We start from the raw sequence: 20,948 nt of genomic DNA, 5'->3' as shown, positions 1-20,948 counted from the left end.
AAGGGTTGTTATTATAATACTACTTAATTAAAGACCAACAGACACAGAAAAACCATAGGTACGTGTTGGAGGAGTAATGTATGTGGCATTAACTCCAACTGCGTTAGTAGTAGTATTATTAAACTCAGGATCAGTATACACATTAGCCTTAGGAAGTAGAGTCAACAAGTTTCTACCTACGAGGCTAATTTTAGCAGTTTTTAATACTTTTGTCTTAGACAATAAAGATGTAGGCACATCATAACTTAATGAAACTTCTCTTAATTTCCAGAATGCTCCACTAGTCACAAAGTTCTCTCCTATATTTCTTAAATTACTATCCCATGCACCTAAACCACCATCTTTCAATGCGACATCTTTGTTCTCAACATAGACAGGTGTTCCATCTGCATTTGATCCGGATTGGTATACAGAATTAGGGAAAATAAAGCGCTCACGACCATAATTTGTTGTTGGTCCAGCCAGACCAGTAAACCACATAGTTTCAGCTAAACCATGAGCCACTACGTTTCCACCTCTATACTCAGCCAATGCACTCAATGCTAGACCTTTGTATTTTATGGTTGTAGATAATCCTAATCTATGCTTTGGATTAGTTTGCCCCATAGACTTCAGATTTGGATCCTTAACAGGATACCCTGTGTTTGCATCTACAATAACACGCCCCTGAGGATCTCTCTTGTAAGCAACAACCTTCATAATAGGATATTGTTCTCCTACACGTGCAAATACCTGATAAAGGCTTGAGTTAACAACTCCATAATAAGAGCTTAAGTTAATTTCGTCTAACCCTTCATATAGAGACAAGATTTTATTATCTACATAGCTATAATTAAAATTTACATCCCACTTTAAACCATAACTTGTGTTTACAGGAGTTCCTTTAAGCGTAACCTCGTATCCCCTGTTAAGCATGGCTCCTGTATTGATAGTGGCTCTTGAAAAACCTGTTGTACCAGAAATATCGATACTTACAGTCTGATTAGTAGTCTTTTGAGTATAATATGCCAACTCCAGATTCACTCTGTTATTAAACAAGCCCACTTCTCCACCTACTTCATAAGATGTTGTAAATTCCGGCTTTAACAAAGGATCTTTTATTGTATTTCCATATGTAAACCCTGGTAAGCTACCATAAGGAAATCCACCACTTGTATTAAACACAGTTTGCAATTCATATGGCCCAACATTAACACCACCTACTTTTGTAGCAGCAGCAGTTAGTTTTGCATAGGTGATTGTATTGCTGTTTTTAATTGCAGGAATCATATCAGAAAGAACCAAAGACACATCTACTCCAGGATAAAAATAACTACGATTTTGTGGTGCCAGCACAGAAGTCACATCTTCACGAGCAGAGGCATGCACAAAAACAAAGTCTCTATATCCTAAAGTGAAATCACCATAAAAGCCCAGCAAACGAGAAGTATAGTTACTTTCACCAACAGTAGCCTGCCCTGTTAAGTTGCTAAGATTATATAATCCGGATATAACTAAAGAGGAAACACCTGCGTTAACATACTTTGAGGTTTTCTGACGAATATTATTACCTAAGATCAAGGTACCAGAAAATACTCCTATATTCTTTTTCATAGTAATTAAGAAATCAGTATTTATCTGACTTTCATAAGCACTATAATCAGAAGCATTACCAGCCAAATCTTTTGCATTGTATTTACCAGATGCTTTAGCAAAGTCCGTATATGTAAACTTTTCAGACCAGTTTTTTCCACTATATGTGTTATAAGTAAGACCTGCACGATAAGCAAAAGAAAGCCAACTTGTTGCCTGATAGGAAAGATCAAAGCCTCCAGTCAAATACCCTACCCGATTTGAATTTCGGTTAATGTCCTTACTAAAATAAGGATTATCAAAATAATCATTGTAGTAGTTATTTGGGTTAGCGTAATTCAAAGAACCATCCGCATTCTTATAATCACGCCAGTTTCTGTATGTTGATATAGGAATATAAGATGGAGTATTCAGTATATTGTTGTAAAAATTGGAAGTAGTAGTATTGGTAGCTACCTGAGAATAGGCTAAGTTAAATCCAGCTTTCAAACCTTTATAAGTACGATCTGCATTAAAACGTCCACCAGTCCTTCTGTATTCATCACCAGGTAGAACACCTTTTGTAACAACATCCTGTAAGGAAAAGAAAAAGCCTCCTGACTTATCTCCAACCTGGATTGAAAAGTCATTTTGCGTGGTACGTCCAACATCAAATGCTTTCCGTCTTTCATCTTTTAATGGCAAATAGGGTATTTTTTGACGTGTACCATCTTCCAACTCTCGCCCTATAGGAATTAATGTCCCTTCAACAGCTCCATCAACAGAAGACTCTACTGGCCCTGTTGTGTATTCCGGGCCATAGGATTGATTTTCAAATGGAACAAAAATACGGCTATAATTCTCAGTTCCGCCACCAAATCTATCATTAAACTTTGGCATAAAACTTATACTTTCCAAACTTGACGTGTTTGTAAAAGTAATTCGTGGTTCTGGACTTGCTCCTCTTTTTGTTGTAATTATCAAAGCGCCATTTGAAGCAGAAGACCCATACAAAGCAGCAGCATTTGCTCCCTTAAGAACATTTATACTTTCTATATCATTTGGATTCAGATAATTGATGGCATCCTGAGGAACCTGAACCCCATCTATTACAACTAATGCCTGATTATCCCCAACTAAAGAGCGGTTACCTCTTAATACAATACGTGTTGAAGGATTGACACCGTTATTTATAGTATTTACCTGAAGACCTGCTACTTTTCCAGAAAGTGCAGTTGCGGCATTGAGTGCTTTTGCCTGATTAAGCTCATCCGACTTTACTTTACCAACAGAATAGCCAAGTTCTTTTGATTGGCGCTGAATCCCTAATGCTCCAATAACCACCTCTTGCAATGAGTGAACATCACTGCTCAATGCAATATCAATTGCTGAACTATTACCAATAGAGACCTCTTTTGTAACAAAGCCAATAAAGGAGACTATTAACGTCTGAGTCTCACCAGGTACTGACAACTGGAACTTTCCATTAGAATCTGTACTTGTTCCTCTGTTTGTTCCTTTAATAAGGATATTTACTCCGGGAAGTGGAGTACCGTCACCAGAATCTGTAACCTTTCCAGTAATTACCCTATCCTGTGCAACTAAATACCCTACACAAAGTAGAAATTTTAAACAAACCAGTAAAATTTTTTTCATAAATCAAGGTTTAAAGTTTGGTTTTTAAAGAGAAACTTAATTAATCCATAGCTTATCGATACATATAAGAAAAATCACATATTTGTAAACTTCAATTAATACTATTAAATCACTATTCTGTGTATCATGTAATATATTTTCACTGTTTTTCACATATACAGAAGGCTTATTCACAACGAACAGCAAAACAACATAAAAAGAAAAAAGACTGAAATAGCATTTTTACACCTAAAATTATTCTGCTAAATAAGTAAAAAACAAAATAAACAACAATATTATGATCTAAATAAATTTTGTGTTTAACATAAATAGAAATGAAAACAGACCTTAATTCTCTAAAATTTATACAAATAGAAGGTAGTATGATTTAAACCATATTTCCATTAAATATGAGAGATGTATCAGAAAAGACATATACACATCATAAGTAAAATACAATTTTCATTTACCTATATTTTTTTTGAATCGGTTTCGCTTTATTACAGGTATGTAATCTCTATAATGTTGATCTCTTATTTACTATTGATTTATGAACATACAGCAAGAGTTAGAGTCAAACACGCACTTCTCCTCTATTCCTAAAGATCAGATCCAATGGTTAATGGATCATAGTGAACTGTTGAGCTTACAAATAGGAGACTATGCATTCCGAAAAGGAGACCTTGTGGATAAACTTTTTATTGTATTGAAAGGTCGTTTGCGCATTTTTTTTATGCAGGGAAACCAGCAAATAGAGTTTGGGTATAATGAAAAAGGTCATATAGGTGGAAGTCTACCCTACTCTCGTCTCCAGAAGGCCAATGGCAACGGAGTAGCAGTAGACCCTACTCTATTACTAGCTTTACATACAAATCATTTCCCGGAAATGATTCAAACACAATATGAACTAACAGAGATGTTGGTTCATTTGATGATTGATCGGGTTAGAGACTTCACAAAGTTTCAGCAACAGAATGAAAAAATGATTTCTTTAGGAAAGCTTTCAGCCGGACTTGCCCATGAACTTAACAACCCTGCAGCTGCCGTTATCAGAAGCTCAGATGCACTAAAAAAACATCTGAATTCTGTTCCGCTAAAGCTCAAAAAAGTAGTTTCCATGCAACTAACAGTAGAACAAGTAGATCAGGTAAATGAAGTATTATTTTCTAAGATCAAAGCTGGTCCTAAAATCAATATTTCACTCATGGAAAGAACATCTCTGGAAGATGAGCTAACAGACTGGCTCGAAGAACATGGATTAAACAATGCCTATGAAATAGCAGAGTGTTTTGTTGATTATGACCTGACAGCCAATGATCTGGATTTTATTCATCAGAAAGTTTCAACAAACTCTCTCCCCTCTGTTTTGGAATGGCTCTGTAATGTACTGACTACCGAGAAAATGGTAAGTGAAATTGCAGAAGCATCAACAAGAATCTCAAAGCTAGTTAAGGCCATCAAAGAGTACTCTCATATGGATGGAGGGGCAGATAAACAAAAAGTAAATTTACGCGAAGGTTTACAAAGCACGTTAACTATCCTGCAGCATAAGCTGAAGACAAAAAATATTGAAGTAAAGCTTGATATTCCAACTGATTTGCCTCAGATTAATATAAATATTGGGGAAATGAATCAGGTATGGACTAATCTGATAGACAATGCAATTGATGCTATGGAAGATCAGGGTAAGCTTCAGATTGAGGCATTTAAAGACAGAAACTTTATCATAACCAAGATTATTGATAATGGCATTGGCATTCCCGAAGAAATCATGGGAATGATATTTGATCCGTTTTTTACAACAAAACCTGTTGGAAAAGGAACTGGTCTCGGACTGGAAATTGTACTAAGCATTATTAAACAACACAATGGAAAAATAAAAGTTAACTCTAAACCAGGACAAACAGAATTCAATGTTTGTCTTCCTATTGATTAATTGTATAACTTTATCCCTTCTGTTTCTATGTTCCTTTGCGAAACAATTTTTAGAGAACCATACATCACATATTCACCCACTTAGCATATAGAAATGAAACAACCTATTATAATAGCTGTCGATGATGACCCTCAGGTGTTACGGGCCCTATCGCGCGATTTACGAAGCACTTACAGAAAAGACTATAAAATTCTGAGTACAGAATCTGCCAGTGAAGCACTTAATGCATTAAAAGAATTAAAAAAGAAAAACGAGACAGTAGCTATGTTAATCTCAGACCAGCGTATGCCTGAAATGCTGGGAGTTGATTATCTGAGTAAAGCAAAAAAAGAATTTCCCGAAGCCAAGAGAGTCCTTCTGACTGCCTATTCAGATACAGATGCTGCTATTAAGGCGATCAATGATGTGCAATTGGATTACTATCTGATGAAGCCATGGGACCCACCCGAAGAAAAAATGTTTCCAGTATTAAATGATTTACTAGAAGCCTGGCAAAATAACTATACTCCTGACTATGAAGGATTACGAGTTATTGGGTTCCAGTTCTCTCCAAAATCTCATGATATAAAAGATTTTCTTTCGGGCAATTTATTCCCATATCAATGGATGGATGCTGAGACCAGCGACAAAGCTAAAGAACTGCTGGTAACTTATTCTATTGATATGAAAGACCTTCCGGTTGTTTTGCTTGAAGATGGTACTTACTTAAAGGACCCTTCTGTAACGGAAATAGCAGAACGACTGGGCTTAAAACCTCATGCGTCAGCCGAATTATACGATGTTGTTATTATTGGAGCTGGACCTGCCGGATTATCTGCGGCTGTATATGGAGGGTCTGAAGGACTCAAAACATTGCTTATTGAAAAACGAGCACCTGGAGGCCAGGCCGGTACAAGTTCACGCATTGAAAATTACCTTGGATTTCCTTCAGGGCTTAGTGGTTCAGACCTGTCGCGAAGAGCAATAACCCAGGCAACACGCTTTGGTGTAGAATTTCTCTCTCCAGCAGAAGTAGTCGATATTGAGTTACAGGATAATTACAAAATACTCACTCTTTCAACTGGAGCAAAAATCAATACCAGAAGTCTGATTATCGCTACAGGAGTCGATTATCGTAAACTTGATACCAAAGGTGTTTCTGATTTTACTGGCGCTGGGGTATACTATGGCGCAGCAACTACAGAAGCCAATGGATGCAGAGATCGGGAGGTTTTTGTTGTAGGTGGAGGCAACTCTGCGGGACAAGGTGCTATGTATTTGTCTCAATACGCCAAAACTGTTTATCTTGTCATTCGTCGTCCTGATCTGACTGAGACTATGTCTCATTATCTAATTGATCAAATTAAGGATACACCCAATATCCGGCTACTACCTTGTTCTGAAATTGTGGAAGCACGAGGTAATGGCCATCTTCAGGAACTGGATATAAAAGAACTGAACTCCGGTAATATCCAAACTTTACATGCCGATTCTTTATTTATCTTTATTGGAGCAAAACCTTTTACAGACTGGATGCCTATTAATCTGTTTAAAGATCCTCGCGGATTTATAGAGACAGGCCGTAATTTATTTCTTTACTCCAATTTTAAGAAATCCTGGAAACTGGAAAGGGAGCCATATCCTCTGGAAACATGTGTTCCAGGTATCTTTGCGTCAGGTGATGTACGGGCAACAGCTATGAACAGAGTCGCCTCAGCTGTGGGAGAAGGAGCTATGGCGATTAGCTTTGTACATAAATACCTGGCAGAAATATAAATTATTACCCCATTTTTTTGATCTCTAAGCTTTCTACTATATGTCTACCGAACCCATTGCCTGTCAACATATTCTGGATATTAAAGAACTAAAAATCACCAAAGAGTATGTATGTGAAGAATGTATCCAGTCAGGCAGTACATGGCTGCATCTGCGTACTTGTCAAACCTGTGGTGTTACCTTATGTTGTGATTCATCTCCTAATAAACATGCAACCAAACACTTTCATCGAACAGGCCATCCTGTAGTTATCTCTGCTGAACCCGGAGAACAATGGTTTTGGTGTTATACAGACTCAAGCTTTGCAGAATATTAGGAATTGGAGTTTGTAATCAGAAAAGAGATTAAAAGTTTTATGACTCAGAATACCAAAGTTTTGATTGATAGTATTACCAAATAGCTTTTACTTTGGAACATTCATTGAAACAAAACTATAATACCATTTACAGCCAATGACTAAGTTATCTGTTAATATCAATAAAATTGCTACCCTGCGTAATTCTCGGGGAGGAAGCAATCCCAATGTAATTCGGGTTGCACAGGATTGTGAACGATTTGGAGCGGAAGGAATTACAGTACATCCACGTCCGGACGAACGTCATATACGATATCAGGACGTCATTGAATTAAAAGAGATAGTTACGACAGAGTTTAATATTGAAGGTTATCCAGATGCCAGATATATGGAGTTGGTTAAACGAGTACGGCCTACTCAAGCTACTTTAGTCCCAGACCCTCCAGAGGCAATAACTTCTAGTTTTGGTTGGGATACTATCCAGCATAGAAGTATGCTTCAGGATATTATAGCAGAATTAAAAAGCTATGGTATTCGCACCTCTATTTTTGTAGATCCCATAGAAAAAATGGTAGAAGGAGCTTCACACACAGGTACAGATCGAATCGAACTCTATACGGAAAGTTATGCAACCCACTACCAGATCAACCGTGAAGAAGCAGTATTACCATTTGCACACGCTGCCCGGGTTGCAGCAGAAGTTGGGTTGGGATTAAATGCAGGTCATGACCTTGATCTCAATAATTTACATTATTTAAAGGAACATCTTCCTAATTTACAGGAAGTCTCAATTGGTCACGCTCTTGTTTGTGATGCATTATATTTTGGTTTAGAAAATACCATTCAGATGTATCTCAAAGAATTACGTTAAATATGAATCATCCCAAATTCCAGATATAATTCCATTTTATCTGAAAGGCTGACAAGAACAGCGTCTATGTTTTTCTAAAAAACGTGGACGCTGTTTTGCTTTTAGCAACTCTCATCAGTAAATAATCTGACTGATATTCAAATATGTTTTAATTGCGACTTGAATTCCAGTTATTCCGCAAAATGACCATACTTACAGTCAAAGGTAAAAGTGAACAGAGTTCAAATATTTCTAAAAAGCAACCGGAACTCTAGTTAAAACAAAAAGCGAACAGACTTCCACTCAAAACTAAAAGTGATTCTAACTATGATCACTTGCCTTTCTCAACAGTTCTCTAGTTAATCAGCTTTCGATTGCCACTTTGATCATAGTTCAAATAGTTGTCAGCATAACCAGATTTTCAGTCGTGGAACACTATCAACTGCAATACTAGTCACTCTTATGGCTAAGAAGGTTAACTAATACAGTTGAAGTGAAACTTAAAATCCAGTATAGATAGACCTTGCATTTAGACCAAAGACAAACATTTAGTTTTTCGACGAAAAATTTTAAAAGGCTGTTGGAAATTAATTTTCATTCGCATTACTTTGCACTACAAAGTACTTTTATATGAATCAACCCAAAGATCATCTAGACACACTACACGAAATCAGGGACCTGATGGAAAAGTCATCCCGATTTATCTCATTAAGCGGCTTATCAGGGGTATCTGCAGGTATTTTTGCGTTGTTTGGAGCAGCCGCAGCCTTTGTTATCCTACAGTCTGATTCTTTTTTCTATACCGATTATCGGGCGGCACTGGATCATACACAGGTATTATGGCTGCTTGTATTGGATGCGGTGATAACATTGTTTTTGTCTTTTGTTGTAGCAATGATTTTCACTGTTCGCCAGGCCAGAAAGAAAGGGCAGGCAATCTGGAGTAAAACAGCTCAGCGACTGACTATCAACATGATGATTCCTTTAGTGACAGGAGGAGTGTTTTGTCTGGCGTTTCTTTATCAGGGTTATATTGGCATCATTGCTCCTAGCATGCTGGTTTTTTATGGGCTGGCTTTAATAAATGGGAGCAAATACACACTTCATGATATACGCTATCTTGGAATCTGTGAAATTATTCTTGGTTTGATTGCCACGTTTTTTATTGGGTATGGTCTTCTTTTCTGGGCAATTGGTTTTGGAGTCTTACACATTATCTATGGCATAGTCATGTATCGGAAGTATGAAAAGTAGCGACTTTCTCATTTCCTATTATCTATATATACCGTATGAAAGTCAAAGTTATTTTTTCGTCTCTCACTTCGTATTCAGAAACAAAATTGTATGTAGATATGGAAAAAGTTGGGCAAAGAACAAGTAAAAATGAGATAGGTAGCATATCCGCCAAGTTGTATACAAAACTATTAACCAACAGTAGAAGAATTGAAAGCAGGCTATGATTGGTCTTACTGAGAGTTTTATAGTTAGCAATACGAAAACCTGAAACATAAAATCAAACATTTCACCTATGCAGGTAGATAGAAAAAGTTTGAACTCTGAGAAACTTTATCATTAAAATACCTGGATTAAATAACATGCTGCTGCCACTTCTGGAAGCAATAGTATCGAAAGTGAAAAATAATCGGTCTGAACACACGCAATTAGAAACCGAAAGTATACCAGCTTCTGTTCTTGCTTATGAAAAGCTATAAAAATTGCATTTTTAACAATACTTTTACAATGGCAGGAGCAGATCACGATAAATTCAAAGCAAAGTGAAAGAATTACTGGAAAATCTAAATAAAGCATTTGAAAGCAAGGCCCGGTTAGGGATTATGTCGGTATTGATGGTAAATGATCAAATGGATTTTAATAGTCTGAAAGAGCTATTAAATCTGACAGACGGTAATCTTGCCAGTCACTTGCGGGCTCTGGAAGAACAAAGTTACATTGCTATCCAGAAACAATTTGTAGGTCGGAAACCTAATACAACATATCAGGCAACAGAAGAAGGTAAGAAAGCTTTCAATGAACATTTAAAAGCTTTGGAAACGCTGATTAAAAGCAATTTATAATTTTTTTGCTCACACACTTTGAAACTCAAAGTACTTTAAAAAGAACAATGCACAGTATTTACCGACGGTTCAGATCGTGGCTACTAGTAAGTATCATCGAATACGCAAAACCTTTTGTCTGGCGATTTTCAAAACCATTAAAATGGGATACTGATTTGCAATCTATGAGAGTATATCCTCCTGAAAGCTTTGGATATAAAATAGCCCAAGTACTGGACACATATAATTTCACACTAATACCACATTATGAGTCTCATGATGCAAAACATATTCTCCTTGATTATGAAATGACAGCAGAAGGAGAAGTTCAACTGCAATGTTTTATGCTAGGCAATGGTCAGGTAATCTTTTCTGTAATATTTGCAGTGTGCCTTGGTTTTATTCTAATGCCTGATCAATGGTGTGTATTCTATAATGATATTTTACGAGGCTATCGAACTTCCACCAATATAAGTGCTATTGATTTCTGCCAATTACTTCCTAATGATTTAAAGTCAGTACAAAAAGAACTTTTATACTCAACTCAAACAAATTAATCTGTTTATGAGAATTTCAGCAAAACATATTTTCTGGCTCACTGCTTTTAGCATTGCAATGGGCTTTCTGGAAACAGCAGTAGTAGTCTATCTTCGGGTAATATACTATCCAGAGGGGTTTAAATTCCCATTAGCTCCTATTCACCCAAACGTTGCACTGACTGAGTTCTTACGGGAAGCAGCGACTATGATTATGTTGTGGGGAATAGGTTGGCTTACAGGAAAAACACCAGTACAACGGTTTGCATTCTTCTTGTATAGCTTTGCCGTGTGGGACATCTTCTATTATGTATTTCTTTATCTGTTATTAGGCTGGCCGGAATCTCTTTTTACTTGGGATGTATTGTTTCTGATTCCGGTAACATGGGTAGGCCCTGTATTAGCCCCTTGCCTGGTAGCTATGACCATGATAGTATTTACAGGAGTAGTTGTCTGGTTAAGCAATAACCAATTTAGTATTCGGATGCCACGACAAACAGTTAGGCTTTGGCTAGCAGGTTGTGTAATCGTAATTGGTAGCTTTATTTATGATTATCTGGTATTTGTCCAACAACACCATGGATTATCTGCGTTGTGGTCACCGGGCAAACAAGCTGCTTTATTTGCAGAGATAGCTGTGTATGTGCCAACCTATTATCCCTGGTGGGTCTTTTGTATTGGAGAAGCACTTTTTCTATGGGGTATAGCTAAATTTTACGCCTTTAATGCCCAGGCTCAGACTTCAAAACCTTATCCTAAATACTATCCATTCAACAACAAAAGAGTATCCTCAGTTTCTGAAACATTTGCTGATGAGTGGGAAGGTCTTTGAGACCATCCTGCTATCTGGTTCATCTGCACCAATTCAATGCACTCACATAACTATATCATAACTATGAAACCGTCTTCTTTTAAACTCACCATTTTGTGCCTGCTAACATTGGTCTATAATTATGTTTTCTGGCAAGAAAAGTTAGGGATTAATCTATTATTATTTTCTACACTTCTGATTGCAGCTTTATTCTATTTCTATCCACAAAGCTGGAAAGCTACTAATGTCAGAATCTCTACCTTATTTACCATTCTATCTCTTATCATAGTAGTCTGGCATAACTCTTTGACCAGTAAACTAGCCCATATTACTTCATTTCTGATAATGGCAGGTTTTATCCATGTCAGAGAATATAGAACTGTCTACAATGCACTGGCAAGTTATGTATTCAATTTCTTTGCAGTAATCCCTAACTTTATCAGTGCGTGGAAACAGTGGTCTGAACAGTCTAAGCTAAGTTCTACGAAAACAGGTAAGTCATTGTATCAATTGCGATTCTCTCTTATTCCTCTGGTATTTTTCAGTATATTCTTTTCAATATTCAAAATTGCCAATCCTGTTTTCAGTGACCTGAGTGACAGTTTCTTTAATGCTATTGCAACATTCTTTGACCAATTATTTGCTAATATCTCTTTTGTCCGCATTCTATTTATTGTAAGTGGATTATACCTGATAGGATCTTTTTTATACTACATGTACTATCCACAACTTCTTGCAAGTGAGCAAAAACATACAAACATAATTACACGACAAAGACGATTTGTAAAAAGTCAACACATTAACTTTAGTCTTGTAGGTTTAAAAAACGAATACACTACTGCACTGATCTTAATCATATCTGTCAATGTCTTATTGTTAATAGTTAATATCATCGACATTCGTTGGCTGTGGTTTAACTTTGATTACAGCACAGCAGGGAATCTTGCCAAGCTGGTTCATGAAGGTACGTATATGCTGATTCTAAGTATTCTGCTTTCTATGGGTATTCTTCTCTTCTATTTTCGTCGTAGTCTTAATTTCTACAAAAATAATAAGCTGCTCCTCCTAAGCTCCTATCTATGGATTATTCAAAACTGTATTCTAGGGTTCTCAGTCCTGTTGCGTTGTTATCATTACATTCATGAGTATGGCTTGGCCTACAAACGCATTGGAGTAGTTGTTTTTCTGATACTTACTTATGTGGGCTTGTATACCTTATACCAGAAAATAAGCCAGAAAAAATCTTTCTTTTATCTATTACGAATCAATAGCTGGGCAGCATACGCAATGTTTATTCTATTGACACTGATTAACTGGGATGTACTTATTGTTTCCTATAATTTGAAGCATCCCAATGTTAAAACGGGTATTGACCTGGAATTTTTGCTAAGCAGAGCAGATAAAACGCTTCCTTTATTGGATCAATATAAAAATCGCATAAGCAAGGAACTAGAAAGTCAGCGTATGGATGACAAATCCTATCGATTTGATAATTCAACTAAGAAGCAATACCTGGAAGATCGTATTCAGCATTTTATCACTGAATATCCTACCTACACATGGCTGTCCTGGAATTATGCAGATTATCAGGCATATCAGTATTTCAAGACTAAGCAGAAGTAATCAGATTGTGCTCTCAAAGAGGTAAGTTATATCCTACACTATGAAAACTATTTTAGTAAAAGCTTTATGCTTGATAACATTGGGCTTACTCTTCAATGTCTTCTTTTGGAATGAAAAACTGGGAGTAAACCTATTGTTATTTTCGATACTACTGATCTCTGTCTTGATGTATTTCTATCAGGAAAGCATCAAGACCGTTTCAGTAAAAATCTCGATTGCTTTCACAGTTCTATCCGCAATTATGGTAGTATGGCACAATTCGCTTACCAGCAAACTTGCGTTTATTACTTCATTTATGATTATGACAGGACTGCTACATGAATATCGGTATCGAACTACTTATAATGCATTTGCAGCCTATATAGTCAATTTCTTTCAGGTAATGCCTAATTATTTCAGTGGCACTCAAGCATGGCTAATTCAGTCAAAGGTAGCACATACTCAAGTAGGACGTTCACTGGCTCAATTGCGATTCTCATTTGTCCCATTGCTATTTTTTGGGATATTCTTTGCTATTTTCAAGACTGCCAACCCCATTTTCAGTGATTTAACTGATACACTATTTCGTTCTTTCTATACTCTTCTGGAGTCATTATTCACCAATTTTTCAGTACCCTGGTTTACGTTTTTTCTCTCCGGTTTTTATTTGCTAGGTTCAATTCTATACTATAAACCTTTTGATACTTTATTACAGCATGAAAGCACACAACATAACTGGGTGATCCGTTATCGACAAATTATAAAAAACAAACCATTGCCTAATTTCAAAACTCTGGCTTTAAAAAATGAATATACAACAGCTTTGATACTGGTTATTTCTGTTAACGCTTTATTGTTTGTAGAAAACTGTACTGATATATATTGGTTGTGGTTCAATTTCAATGCAAAAGCAATTGCTGATTTCTCTGTTCTCCTCCACGAAGGAGCAAATATGCTGATCTTAAGCATCCTGTTATCAATGGGGATATTGTTATTCTACTTTCGTAAGAACCTTAATTTTTACACAAAAAACACACTATTAAAACAGGCTGCTTATCTATGGATTATTCAGAATGGGATACTAGGGCTTTCAGTTCTTTTACGTTGTTATTATTACTTTCAAGAACATGGGCTAGCCTATAAACGCATAGGTGTTGTCATTTTTCTGATACTTACTTATGTGGGCTTGTATACCTTATACCAGAAAATAAGCCAGAAAAAATCTTTCTTTTATCTATTACGAATCAATAGCTGGGCAGCATACGCAATGTTTATTCTATTGACACTCATTAACTGGGATGTACTTATTGTTTCCTATAATTTGAAGCATCCAAAGCTTCAAACGGGTATTGATCTGGAATATCAACTGGCACGTTCAGATAAAGCATTACCAATCCTTGTTAAGAACCGTGCAAAAATTCAGGACCTACTTAGCACAGGAAAAATACTTGATAGCAAGAGGAATCAAATTTCAATGAATGAATACCTCTACTACCGAATCGAAAAATTTAAGAAAGAATATCCTAGATACTCATGGTTGTCTTGGAATTACGCGGACTATCAAGCCTATCAGTATTTTAACTCAAGGAATTAGTAGGATATTTTTATTTTATCTGTAGAAACATGAAATCATATTCATTGACCAACCCTGATAAAACCCATATCTATACATTTTCACTTGTATACATACTCGTCTCATTTCTTCACTGGTGCATTGTTCTGGCATATTTCATATCAGACCAAGTTAGTATGTTCATTGAAGTCTGGCTTCAAAAGTTCCTGTTACCAACTACCATATTACATATAAGTATTCTTGGGTTACTAAGCATGCTATGGCATTTTCCATTAGAAGTGGTCTTATTAGTAATTAGCCTTAACCACACAATAAAGCAAGCACGTACATACAACGATTTAACCTTCTTGTCCCTATGCGCATTTTATTGTTTCTACATATGTACACTTATTACGCAACTCCCTGTTTTTTTATTTGTATGGCTAAGTTTAGGAACCTTTTTTCCTTTAAATATCTGGTAAACCTATCTCAATATGAAAACTAAACTCACTTCGCCCTCTCAGATTACACCTGCATCGGAAAAGCCTGGGCAGGAAAAAATCACAGGCCTGTCTTTTCGGAAAAAGCTATCACTGCCTCTGAAAGATACATACCTTGGAGTAGGACTTATATTTGTTATTTTCTCTGCTATTCTGTTTGTAGGCTTTGAATGGTTAGCTACGAACAAAAAAGAAACCTTCACCCTTTTCTTTATTCATTATGTAATAGCTTTTGTATATGGATTTTCTTTATTGATAAAGTGGGGATGGAAGTTCTTCTCCGGACGATCTAAACAGGAGGATTTTACACCACAGGTAATGCTTTGGTTAGTACTGAGCCTAATCAGCTGTTATGCTCTTAATAGAGAAATGTCTGTTTTTGATTCTGCAACGCCCTGGTTATGTGTTTACATTGTAACCAGCAGTATAGCCTGCACAGCATTTATCTGGAAGGATCAAATGTCTTCTATATTACAATCAGGTCTTTCTATTATTCTTGCAGCATCAGTAGTACTATTTGTATATCTAGCCATTTATCTCGTACCTATTTATCCGATTGGAGCAGTAGGTATGATTGCCATCGGTATAGGTGGACATGTATTCATCCCATTGATATTCTCTTTCATTCTATTTCGTGTACTACGTGAAGCTTTTTTCCAATTCAAAAAACCTATCCTGATCGGCCTGGCATTTCCACTGGCATTTATAGCCTATTTTGCATGGCACTGGCAGGCAAACTTAGATAAAATCCAACGTGTAGAGAGTCAGGTTATTTCACATACTAAATCTTTGCCTAAATGGATACAGATTTCACAAAAACTTCGTAGTGATTGGGTTACTGAACGAATCTTAAAAACCGATCTGGTTTATACACCTATGTTTTGGGAAAATGGCTTTGACATATTTCCAAGCCGATCTTTTAGTGAAGTACAGGAGCATGATCCACTGGTGGTAATTGCATCAACACTTTGGGGTCGTCCTGACTTCTCCAGAAATGAAAAAATTCAGATCCTGGAATCCTTACATGATGCCAGACACGAAGCACAACGACGTCTCTGGTCTGGTGATGATCTGGCTACCCGACATATTGAGAATAGCATTAAAGTATATCCAGATTATCGGTTAGCCTATACAGAGAAGATAATCACCATTCATAATCATAACAGCTGGAGTTGGAGAGATCAGGAAGCTATTTATACATTTCATTTGCCTGAGGGTTCTGTAGTTACTTCTTTATCATTATGGATCAATGGCATTGAAGAAGAAGCACGCCTGACAACTAAAGCCAAGGCTGATTCAGCTTACACAACTATTGTAGGAGTTGAAAGACGAGATCCTTCTGTCGTACACTGGCAGGAAGGTAATACAGTCACCGTAAGAGTCTTTCCTTGCCCTGCCAATGGTGATCGGCAGTTTAAAATCGGAATTACCTCACCACTTCGTGCAGAAGGAGACCGACTATTTTATGACAACATTTATTTTCAGGGGCCAACTAATTCCCGTACCAAAGAGAATACAAGTGTAGATTTTGTCTCAGCACCATTGGATATTCTGGGACTGGAAGACTTTTCTTCTGAAGCCAATAGCCTATTTTATACAAAAGGATCTTATGAACCAGACTTCTCATTTTCGTTTCGTACTCCAACACTGGCTAAACAGTCCTTTGTTTTTCAGGGAAAAAGCTATTCAGTACTTCCTTATCAAAAGCAGTACGAATACTTTGCACCAAAATCAGTCTATATTGATCTCAATAATGCCTGGACTTTACGAGAATTTGAAGATGTATATGATATGACCAAATCTTCAAAGGTATGGGTATGGGATGAACAATGGATACAGCTTACGAATATCAATTTATTGTCTATGTATGAGAAGCTATGGAAAAACCAGTTTAGCTTGCTTCCTGTTCATAAAATTGATAACCCGGAACAATCACTGATTATTTCCAAAAGTGATCATCCTTCTCCAAATCTGAATGATCTGAAAGATACACCGTTTGCGAAAGATCTGGAATCAAAAGCGACTCTAAACCTCAAAGTCAAACTATTTTCATTAAGTTCAGAATTATCACCTTATCTGAAAACTCTTGCTGAGTTACGAGTAATCCAGTATGATAGAGGAAGCACCACCTATCTGAAGCAATTATTCATAGAAAAGCGATTTGTAAAAAATCTGGAGGATGAACATACTATTACACTTCCACAGGCAGAGATACAATTACGAGAAGAAGCAACTCAAGCAGTAAATACAAATGTAGCTCCAGACCATCTGCTCCGGTTATTTACCTATAATCATCTAATGCATGAAATAGGACATCGATATTTTGCAAAAGACTATTTATCCGATAATCTGATTGCCGAAGCACAACGAGCTTATGTAGTTTCTCCAATCTCCAGCCTGGTAGTATTAGAAACACAAAAGGACTATGAGCGATTTGGAATTAAAGAAGCAAAAAACAGTTTGAAAAATGCTTCTTTGAATGGTGCAGGATCTGTACCAGAGCCACACGAATGGCTTCTGATTCTTACTGCAGTTAGCATAGCAGGTTATCTATTTTGGAGACAACGAATATAATATATATGGCATATGGAATCAACTAAATCTGTTTCTGAGATGTGGGATCGGGCACTATACATTGTCTGCAATGCCATTCTTCTTTGCATGAGTCTGATCCCTATCAACTCCCTGATTATGCTCATCATCTGGAAGGATATATTTGGAATACAAGAAATGGAATATTGGTTACTGAATATTTTTAGGGAATACCATCTACAGGAGAAATATGGATTTCTCCTGTATTTCTCTCTTTCACTTGTTCTTTTTATTTACATCATAGATTATGATGCAAAATATCAGAACTGGAATACATATAAAGGGATAGCTTTCATAGTATATGCCATCGCAATATTGAGTCAGATACCAACTCTACTACTGTATTTGTTTAGTCTGGTAACAGGTAATTTTTCTATTATTGGCAGTAGTGGCTAACTTCATCACTCAATCACTTTTTTAACCACACTATTCACTCTATGATTGGATTTTTCATTTTTCTAAGCTTACCTAGCCTTCTTTTAATAATTGATTTTATATGGTATCTGACAAAGAAGAAAAGGCTTCTGGGAACATTATTTATCCGGATACTTGAAATCTTGTCTATGATAGGTATACCATTATTGTATGTGTCAGTACTGGACTTTGAATTGGAAAATGATTGTTGTGGAGATAGTGCAACTTTCTCACCAAATCATAGGGTGTCAATCTACTTTCTGATTACCCTATGCCTTATTGCCTATTTCTATTCAAGTTATCGCACTTATATTGCACCTCCTATACTGGAAATCACAGTCAACATTCTACTCCTCATAGCCATTGTATTAAACATTCTCTTGCTGTTTCATATTAATGAAACTTGGTTGGGACCTATCGGAAATCTGCCTGTCATTCTTTTGTATATACACATGCTCATCAAAAATCACCAGTTATTTCTAAACTATGCTCAATCGATGGAGAGTAATTCAAAACATGGCTTCGCGAAAATAGTCTGGAAGATTCTTTCTCTGCCTCCTCTCTCCAAAGTACCTGTTTTACTTGTCTTAGCGCTACCATTACTGGTTATTCTTTCTGCGATTCTGTTACTGTTCGGACAAAAACCGGATTCTTTTATTCGAGCTTTCACAGATACCTATAAACATGGATTCTCTCAACTGGATTATATGTGTGACAATGTTACCTGTGGGGGACACTTTCTGTGTTCGGTTGCAGCCAAAGGACATCCTGAAGTTGTAAAACCTCAGCGATTGGGAATCAGACAGAATGCTCCCATCTTATGCAACAGACAGCTGCTGGTTGCCAATGCCTTTGAAGAGTTAATTCAGGAGAAAATGCCAGCTACGCACAGACGAATCAGACGCGGATACAATAAGGTGGGCGATGTAGTTCATAAGCACTATGGCATTTTCAACAATCGCTATGTGGCAGATACGATTTATATTCTGATGAAACCTCTCGAATGGTTCTTTGTAGTGATACTCTATAGTTTTGATCTCAAACCTGAAAACCGCATTGCTCAGCAATACATAAGTCAGGATCACAGAAGACAACTCAATCAGCATTAAATCTTAAGGAGTAATAACATGAATCCCAAAGTAGCCATCGCATTTCTAAAATATGCTATCCAATCTAATGACTTTAGCATTGGACAGTGGATTCGTTCGGATTATAGGAGAAGCATAGGCATTGCCTTAGTCATATTGTATTTATTATTTTTCGGATACCTGGTTTCACAAACTTATTTTACACTGGATGCTCTTTCCTGGCTAGGAATTGTATTGTTTCCATATAGTTTGATTATTCGTCAGAGCGGGATTTATAGTTCACGATATGGTTGGTTTCTTATGGCAATACTGGTTTGTATGATATGGTTGCCAGCCCGAACGCTGCCATTTGGTTTATTGACTATTGGGATACTATTTATCATTGAATTTACAGTAGGAAAAACCACATTGCTTCCACTTCTACTGATTGGGATACTATCACCTTTCTTCAGGTATACCAGTATCATTTTCAGTTTTCCTATCCGGTTGCAATTGAGCAAATGGGCAGGAGCTATCTTGTCTGCCGGAGGTTTTGAGAATACGATTTCCGGTAATGCTATTCAGGTTGAGGGAACAGAATTTCTGGTAGATGTAGCGTGTATGGGTCTGCAAATGACGGAAACATCCTTGCTGATGACAATATTTCTGATAGCCTATAATGAACGTACTCAACAACGTTATGTTACCAACCTTTGGGTTATTGGATTAGGCATAGTGACACTATTTCTCAACAGCCTAAGCAACCTGTTTCGTATTCTGCTATTGATTGTATTTCATATACTACCATCCAATCCTATGCATGATGTAGTTGGACTCGTTTGTTTGCTGGTATATGTCATTCTACCAATGGTATTCATTACTCAATGGTTGTATAAAAAACGTAGTAAGTCTGTATCAGGTCCATTACAAGAGAAGAAAGCAAGAGAAGCATATAAGTCTACACTAATATCTGCAAGCTTATCTCTGGTAGTATTAGCAATATTGAGTGTCCAGCTATTTTTCAACAAGCCTAAGTCTGTTACCACATCTGCACTCGTTACTACTCATCTGACAGGATTTTCTAAACAACAATCTACTGACGATATCACACAATTTACCAACTCATCCATGTTGGTATACATAAAGCCGATTCCAACATTTTATGTAGCAGAACATAGCCCATTAATCTGCTGGCAGGGAAGTGGCTACACATTTAAACGTGTCGAAATGAAAACCATCGATAATGTTCTTGTATATACAGGTATACTGCAAAAAGGACAAGATCGCATTTACACAGCCTGGTGGTTTGATAATGGTTCATATCGTACAACAGATCAGATGGACTGGCGCTGGCGTATGGCGCAGGGAGAACCTGCATTCTGTCTGGTAAACGTCAATGTAAATAAACAAGAAGAGCTAGCCAATGCAGTCAGACAAATAGTTAAACAAAAACTATTCAGATGAGAGATAGACATCTTACAAAAGTGCCGGGTGAAGGATTCGAACCATACATTAGTGCCTCTATCCACTAAACCTTCATCCACCCCTGTGGATGAGTGCCTTTACCAGTTTGGCAAACCCGGCATATTAAGGAAAATCAAAAGATAGGCACTAAGTTCTATTTCCTTTCCTTAGTGCCTTTTATGCAAAAACAGTTTTCAGGTTTATGATGCTTACTGAACAAAGTGCTCTGCCCCTGAGCTACTCTCACTGATAATATACATCCGGATAGAGTGAGAGGTTGGATTTGAACCAACGACCCTTTGTTTTAATTCACCTGACTGTTTCTGCCGATAAA

The 20,948-nt window shown here is 36.9% G+C and carries 15 protein-coding genes and 1 tRNA gene; 14 read left to right on the top strand and 2 right to left on the bottom strand.

Going from position 1 to position 20,948, the window contains the following annotated elements; translation table 11 throughout:
* Nucleotides 1-27: 27 nt before the first annotated feature.
* On the bottom strand, nt 28-3,207 hold the full coding sequence (locus tag QNI15_RS06080; protein ID WP_314031028.1) for a SusC/RagA family TonB-linked outer membrane protein: 3,180 nt from the start codon (nt 3,205-3,207) through the stop codon (nt 28-30).
* Between the two features lie 529 nt (nt 3,208-3,736).
* Between QNI15_RS06080 and QNI15_RS06075 the strand changes: the two genes are divergently transcribed.
* From QNI15_RS06075 to xrtN, 14 genes are all read left to right on the top strand, one after another.
* Nucleotides 3,737-5,122 (top strand): ATP-binding protein, encoded by a 1,386-nt coding sequence (locus QNI15_RS06075; RefSeq protein ID WP_314031027.1) that lies wholly within the window; start codon nt 3,737-3,739, stop codon nt 5,120-5,122.
* 93 nt (nt 5,123-5,215) lie between these two features.
* Nucleotides 5,216-6,877: an FAD-dependent oxidoreductase gene (locus QNI15_RS06070; RefSeq protein WP_314031026.1), complete on the top strand. Its 1,662-nt coding sequence runs from the start codon at nt 5,216-5,218 to the stop codon at nt 6,875-6,877.
* A gap of 40 nt (nt 6,878-6,917) precedes the next feature.
* A complete protein-coding gene (locus tag QNI15_RS06065) occupies nt 6,918-7,193 on the top strand; it encodes a UBP-type zinc finger domain-containing protein (RefSeq protein ID WP_314004215.1) in 276 nt (91 codons plus the stop codon).
* Nucleotides 7,194-7,329: 136 nt separating this feature from the next.
* Nucleotides 7,330-8,043 (top strand): pyridoxine 5'-phosphate synthase, encoded by a 714-nt coding sequence (locus QNI15_RS06060; RefSeq protein WP_314004217.1) that lies wholly within the window; start codon nt 7,330-7,332, stop codon nt 8,041-8,043.
* Between the two features lie 609 nt (nt 8,044-8,652).
* Nucleotides 8,653-9,276: a hypothetical protein gene (locus QNI15_RS06055; protein ID WP_313998449.1), complete on the top strand. Its 624-nt coding sequence runs from the start codon at nt 8,653-8,655 to the stop codon at nt 9,274-9,276.
* 581 nt (nt 9,277-9,857) lie between these two features.
* Nucleotides 9,858-10,097, top strand: a complete 240-nt coding sequence (locus tag QNI15_RS06050) for a winged helix-turn-helix domain-containing protein (protein WP_314031177.1) — start codon at nt 9,858-9,860, stop codon at nt 10,095-10,097.
* 164 nt (nt 10,098-10,261) lie between these two features.
* Nucleotides 10,262-10,633, top strand: a complete 372-nt coding sequence (locus tag QNI15_RS06045) for a hypothetical protein (protein ID WP_313998447.1) — start codon at nt 10,262-10,264, stop codon at nt 10,631-10,633.
* A 7-nt stretch (nt 10,634-10,640) separates the two neighbouring features.
* Nucleotides 10,641-11,444 carry a hypothetical protein gene (locus QNI15_RS06040; protein ID WP_313998445.1) on the top strand — a complete coding sequence of 268 codons (804 nt, stop codon included), beginning with the start codon at nt 10,641-10,643 and terminating at the stop codon, nt 11,442-11,444.
* A gap of 63 nt (nt 11,445-11,507) precedes the next feature.
* Entirely contained in the window at nt 11,508-13,046 is a 1,539-nt protein-coding gene (locus tag QNI15_RS06035; protein WP_313998443.1) for a DUF4153 domain-containing protein, read from the top strand.
* Between the two features lie 40 nt (nt 13,047-13,086).
* Nucleotides 13,087-14,619: a DUF4153 domain-containing protein gene (locus tag QNI15_RS06030; protein ID WP_314031025.1), complete on the top strand. Its 1,533-nt coding sequence runs from the start codon at nt 13,087-13,089 to the stop codon at nt 14,617-14,619.
* Between the two features lie 452 nt (nt 14,620-15,071).
* Nucleotides 15,072-17,651 (top strand): XrtN system VIT domain-containing protein, encoded by a 2,580-nt coding sequence (locus QNI15_RS06025; protein WP_314031024.1) that lies wholly within the window; start codon nt 15,072-15,074, stop codon nt 17,649-17,651.
* A 12-nt stretch (nt 17,652-17,663) separates the two neighbouring features.
* Nucleotides 17,664-18,065, top strand: coding sequence for a hypothetical protein (locus QNI15_RS06020; RefSeq protein ID WP_314031023.1), 402 nt, complete (start codon nt 17,664-17,666; stop codon nt 18,063-18,065).
* A 41-nt stretch (nt 18,066-18,106) separates the two neighbouring features.
* Nucleotides 18,107-19,192, top strand: a complete 1,086-nt coding sequence (locus QNI15_RS06015) for a DUF6688 domain-containing protein (RefSeq protein WP_314031022.1) — start codon at nt 18,107-18,109, stop codon at nt 19,190-19,192.
* Between the two features lie 18 nt (nt 19,193-19,210).
* The gene (gene xrtN, locus QNI15_RS06010) at nt 19,211-20,614 is read left to right on the top strand and encodes an exosortase N (RefSeq protein ID WP_314031021.1); all 1,404 of its coding nucleotides are present in this window, start codon (nt 19,211-19,213) and stop codon (nt 20,612-20,614) included.
* Between the two features lie 21 nt (nt 20,615-20,635).
* On the opposite strand, the gene QNI15_RS06005 is transcribed toward xrtN, so the two are convergent.
* A tRNA-OTHER gene (locus tag QNI15_RS06005) sits at nt 20,636-20,734 on the bottom strand.
* Between the last annotated feature and the right edge of the window lie 214 nt (nt 20,735-20,948).

Origin of the sequence: Xanthocytophaga flava (assembly GCF_030068545.1) — a bacterium.
GTDB classification, from domain to species: domain Bacteria; phylum Bacteroidota; class Bacteroidia; order Cytophagales; family 172606-1; genus Xanthocytophaga; species Xanthocytophaga flava.
The sequence above is the reverse complement of the archived record's forward strand: the minus strand, read 5'-3'. Positions and strand labels throughout refer to the sequence as shown.

Excerpts from the sequence above, each read along its gene's own strand:
- QNI15_RS06045 (WP_313998447.1), top strand. The coding sequence starts at position 10,262 with ATGAGAGTATATCCTCCTGAAAGCTTTGGATATAAAATAGCCCAAGTA.
- QNI15_RS06055 (WP_313998449.1), top strand. The coding sequence starts at position 8,653 with ATGAATCAACCCAAAGATCATCTAGACACACTACACGAAATCAGGGAC.
- QNI15_RS06080 (WP_314031028.1), bottom strand. The coding sequence starts at position 3,207 with ATGAAAAAAATTTTACTGGTTTGTTTAAAATTTCTACTTTGTGTAGGG.
- QNI15_RS06035 (WP_313998443.1), top strand. The coding sequence starts at position 11,508 with ATGAAACCGTCTTCTTTTAAACTCACCATTTTGTGCCTGCTAACATTG.
- QNI15_RS06040 (WP_313998445.1), top strand. The coding sequence starts at position 10,641 with ATGAGAATTTCAGCAAAACATATTTTCTGGCTCACTGCTTTTAGCATT.
- QNI15_RS06030 (WP_314031025.1), top strand. The coding sequence starts at position 13,087 with ATGAAAACTATTTTAGTAAAAGCTTTATGCTTGATAACATTGGGCTTA.
- QNI15_RS06065 (WP_314004215.1), top strand. The coding sequence starts at position 6,918 with ATGTCTACCGAACCCATTGCCTGTCAACATATTCTGGATATTAAAGAA.
- QNI15_RS06060 (WP_314004217.1), top strand. The coding sequence starts at position 7,330 with ATGACTAAGTTATCTGTTAATATCAATAAAATTGCTACCCTGCGTAAT.
- QNI15_RS06050 (WP_314031177.1), top strand. The coding sequence starts at position 9,858 with ATGTCGGTATTGATGGTAAATGATCAAATGGATTTTAATAGTCTGAAA.
- QNI15_RS06015 (WP_314031022.1), top strand. The coding sequence starts at position 18,107 with ATGATTGGATTTTTCATTTTTCTAAGCTTACCTAGCCTTCTTTTAATA.
- xrtN (WP_314031021.1), top strand. The coding sequence starts at position 19,211 with ATGAATCCCAAAGTAGCCATCGCATTTCTAAAATATGCTATCCAATCT.
- QNI15_RS06020 (WP_314031023.1), top strand. The coding sequence starts at position 17,664 with ATGGAATCAACTAAATCTGTTTCTGAGATGTGGGATCGGGCACTATAC.
- QNI15_RS06025 (WP_314031024.1), top strand. The coding sequence starts at position 15,072 with ATGAAAACTAAACTCACTTCGCCCTCTCAGATTACACCTGCATCGGAA.
- QNI15_RS06075 (WP_314031027.1), top strand. The coding sequence starts at position 3,737 with ATGAACATACAGCAAGAGTTAGAGTCAAACACGCACTTCTCCTCTATT.
- QNI15_RS06070 (WP_314031026.1), top strand. The coding sequence starts at position 5,216 with ATGAAACAACCTATTATAATAGCTGTCGATGATGACCCTCAGGTGTTA.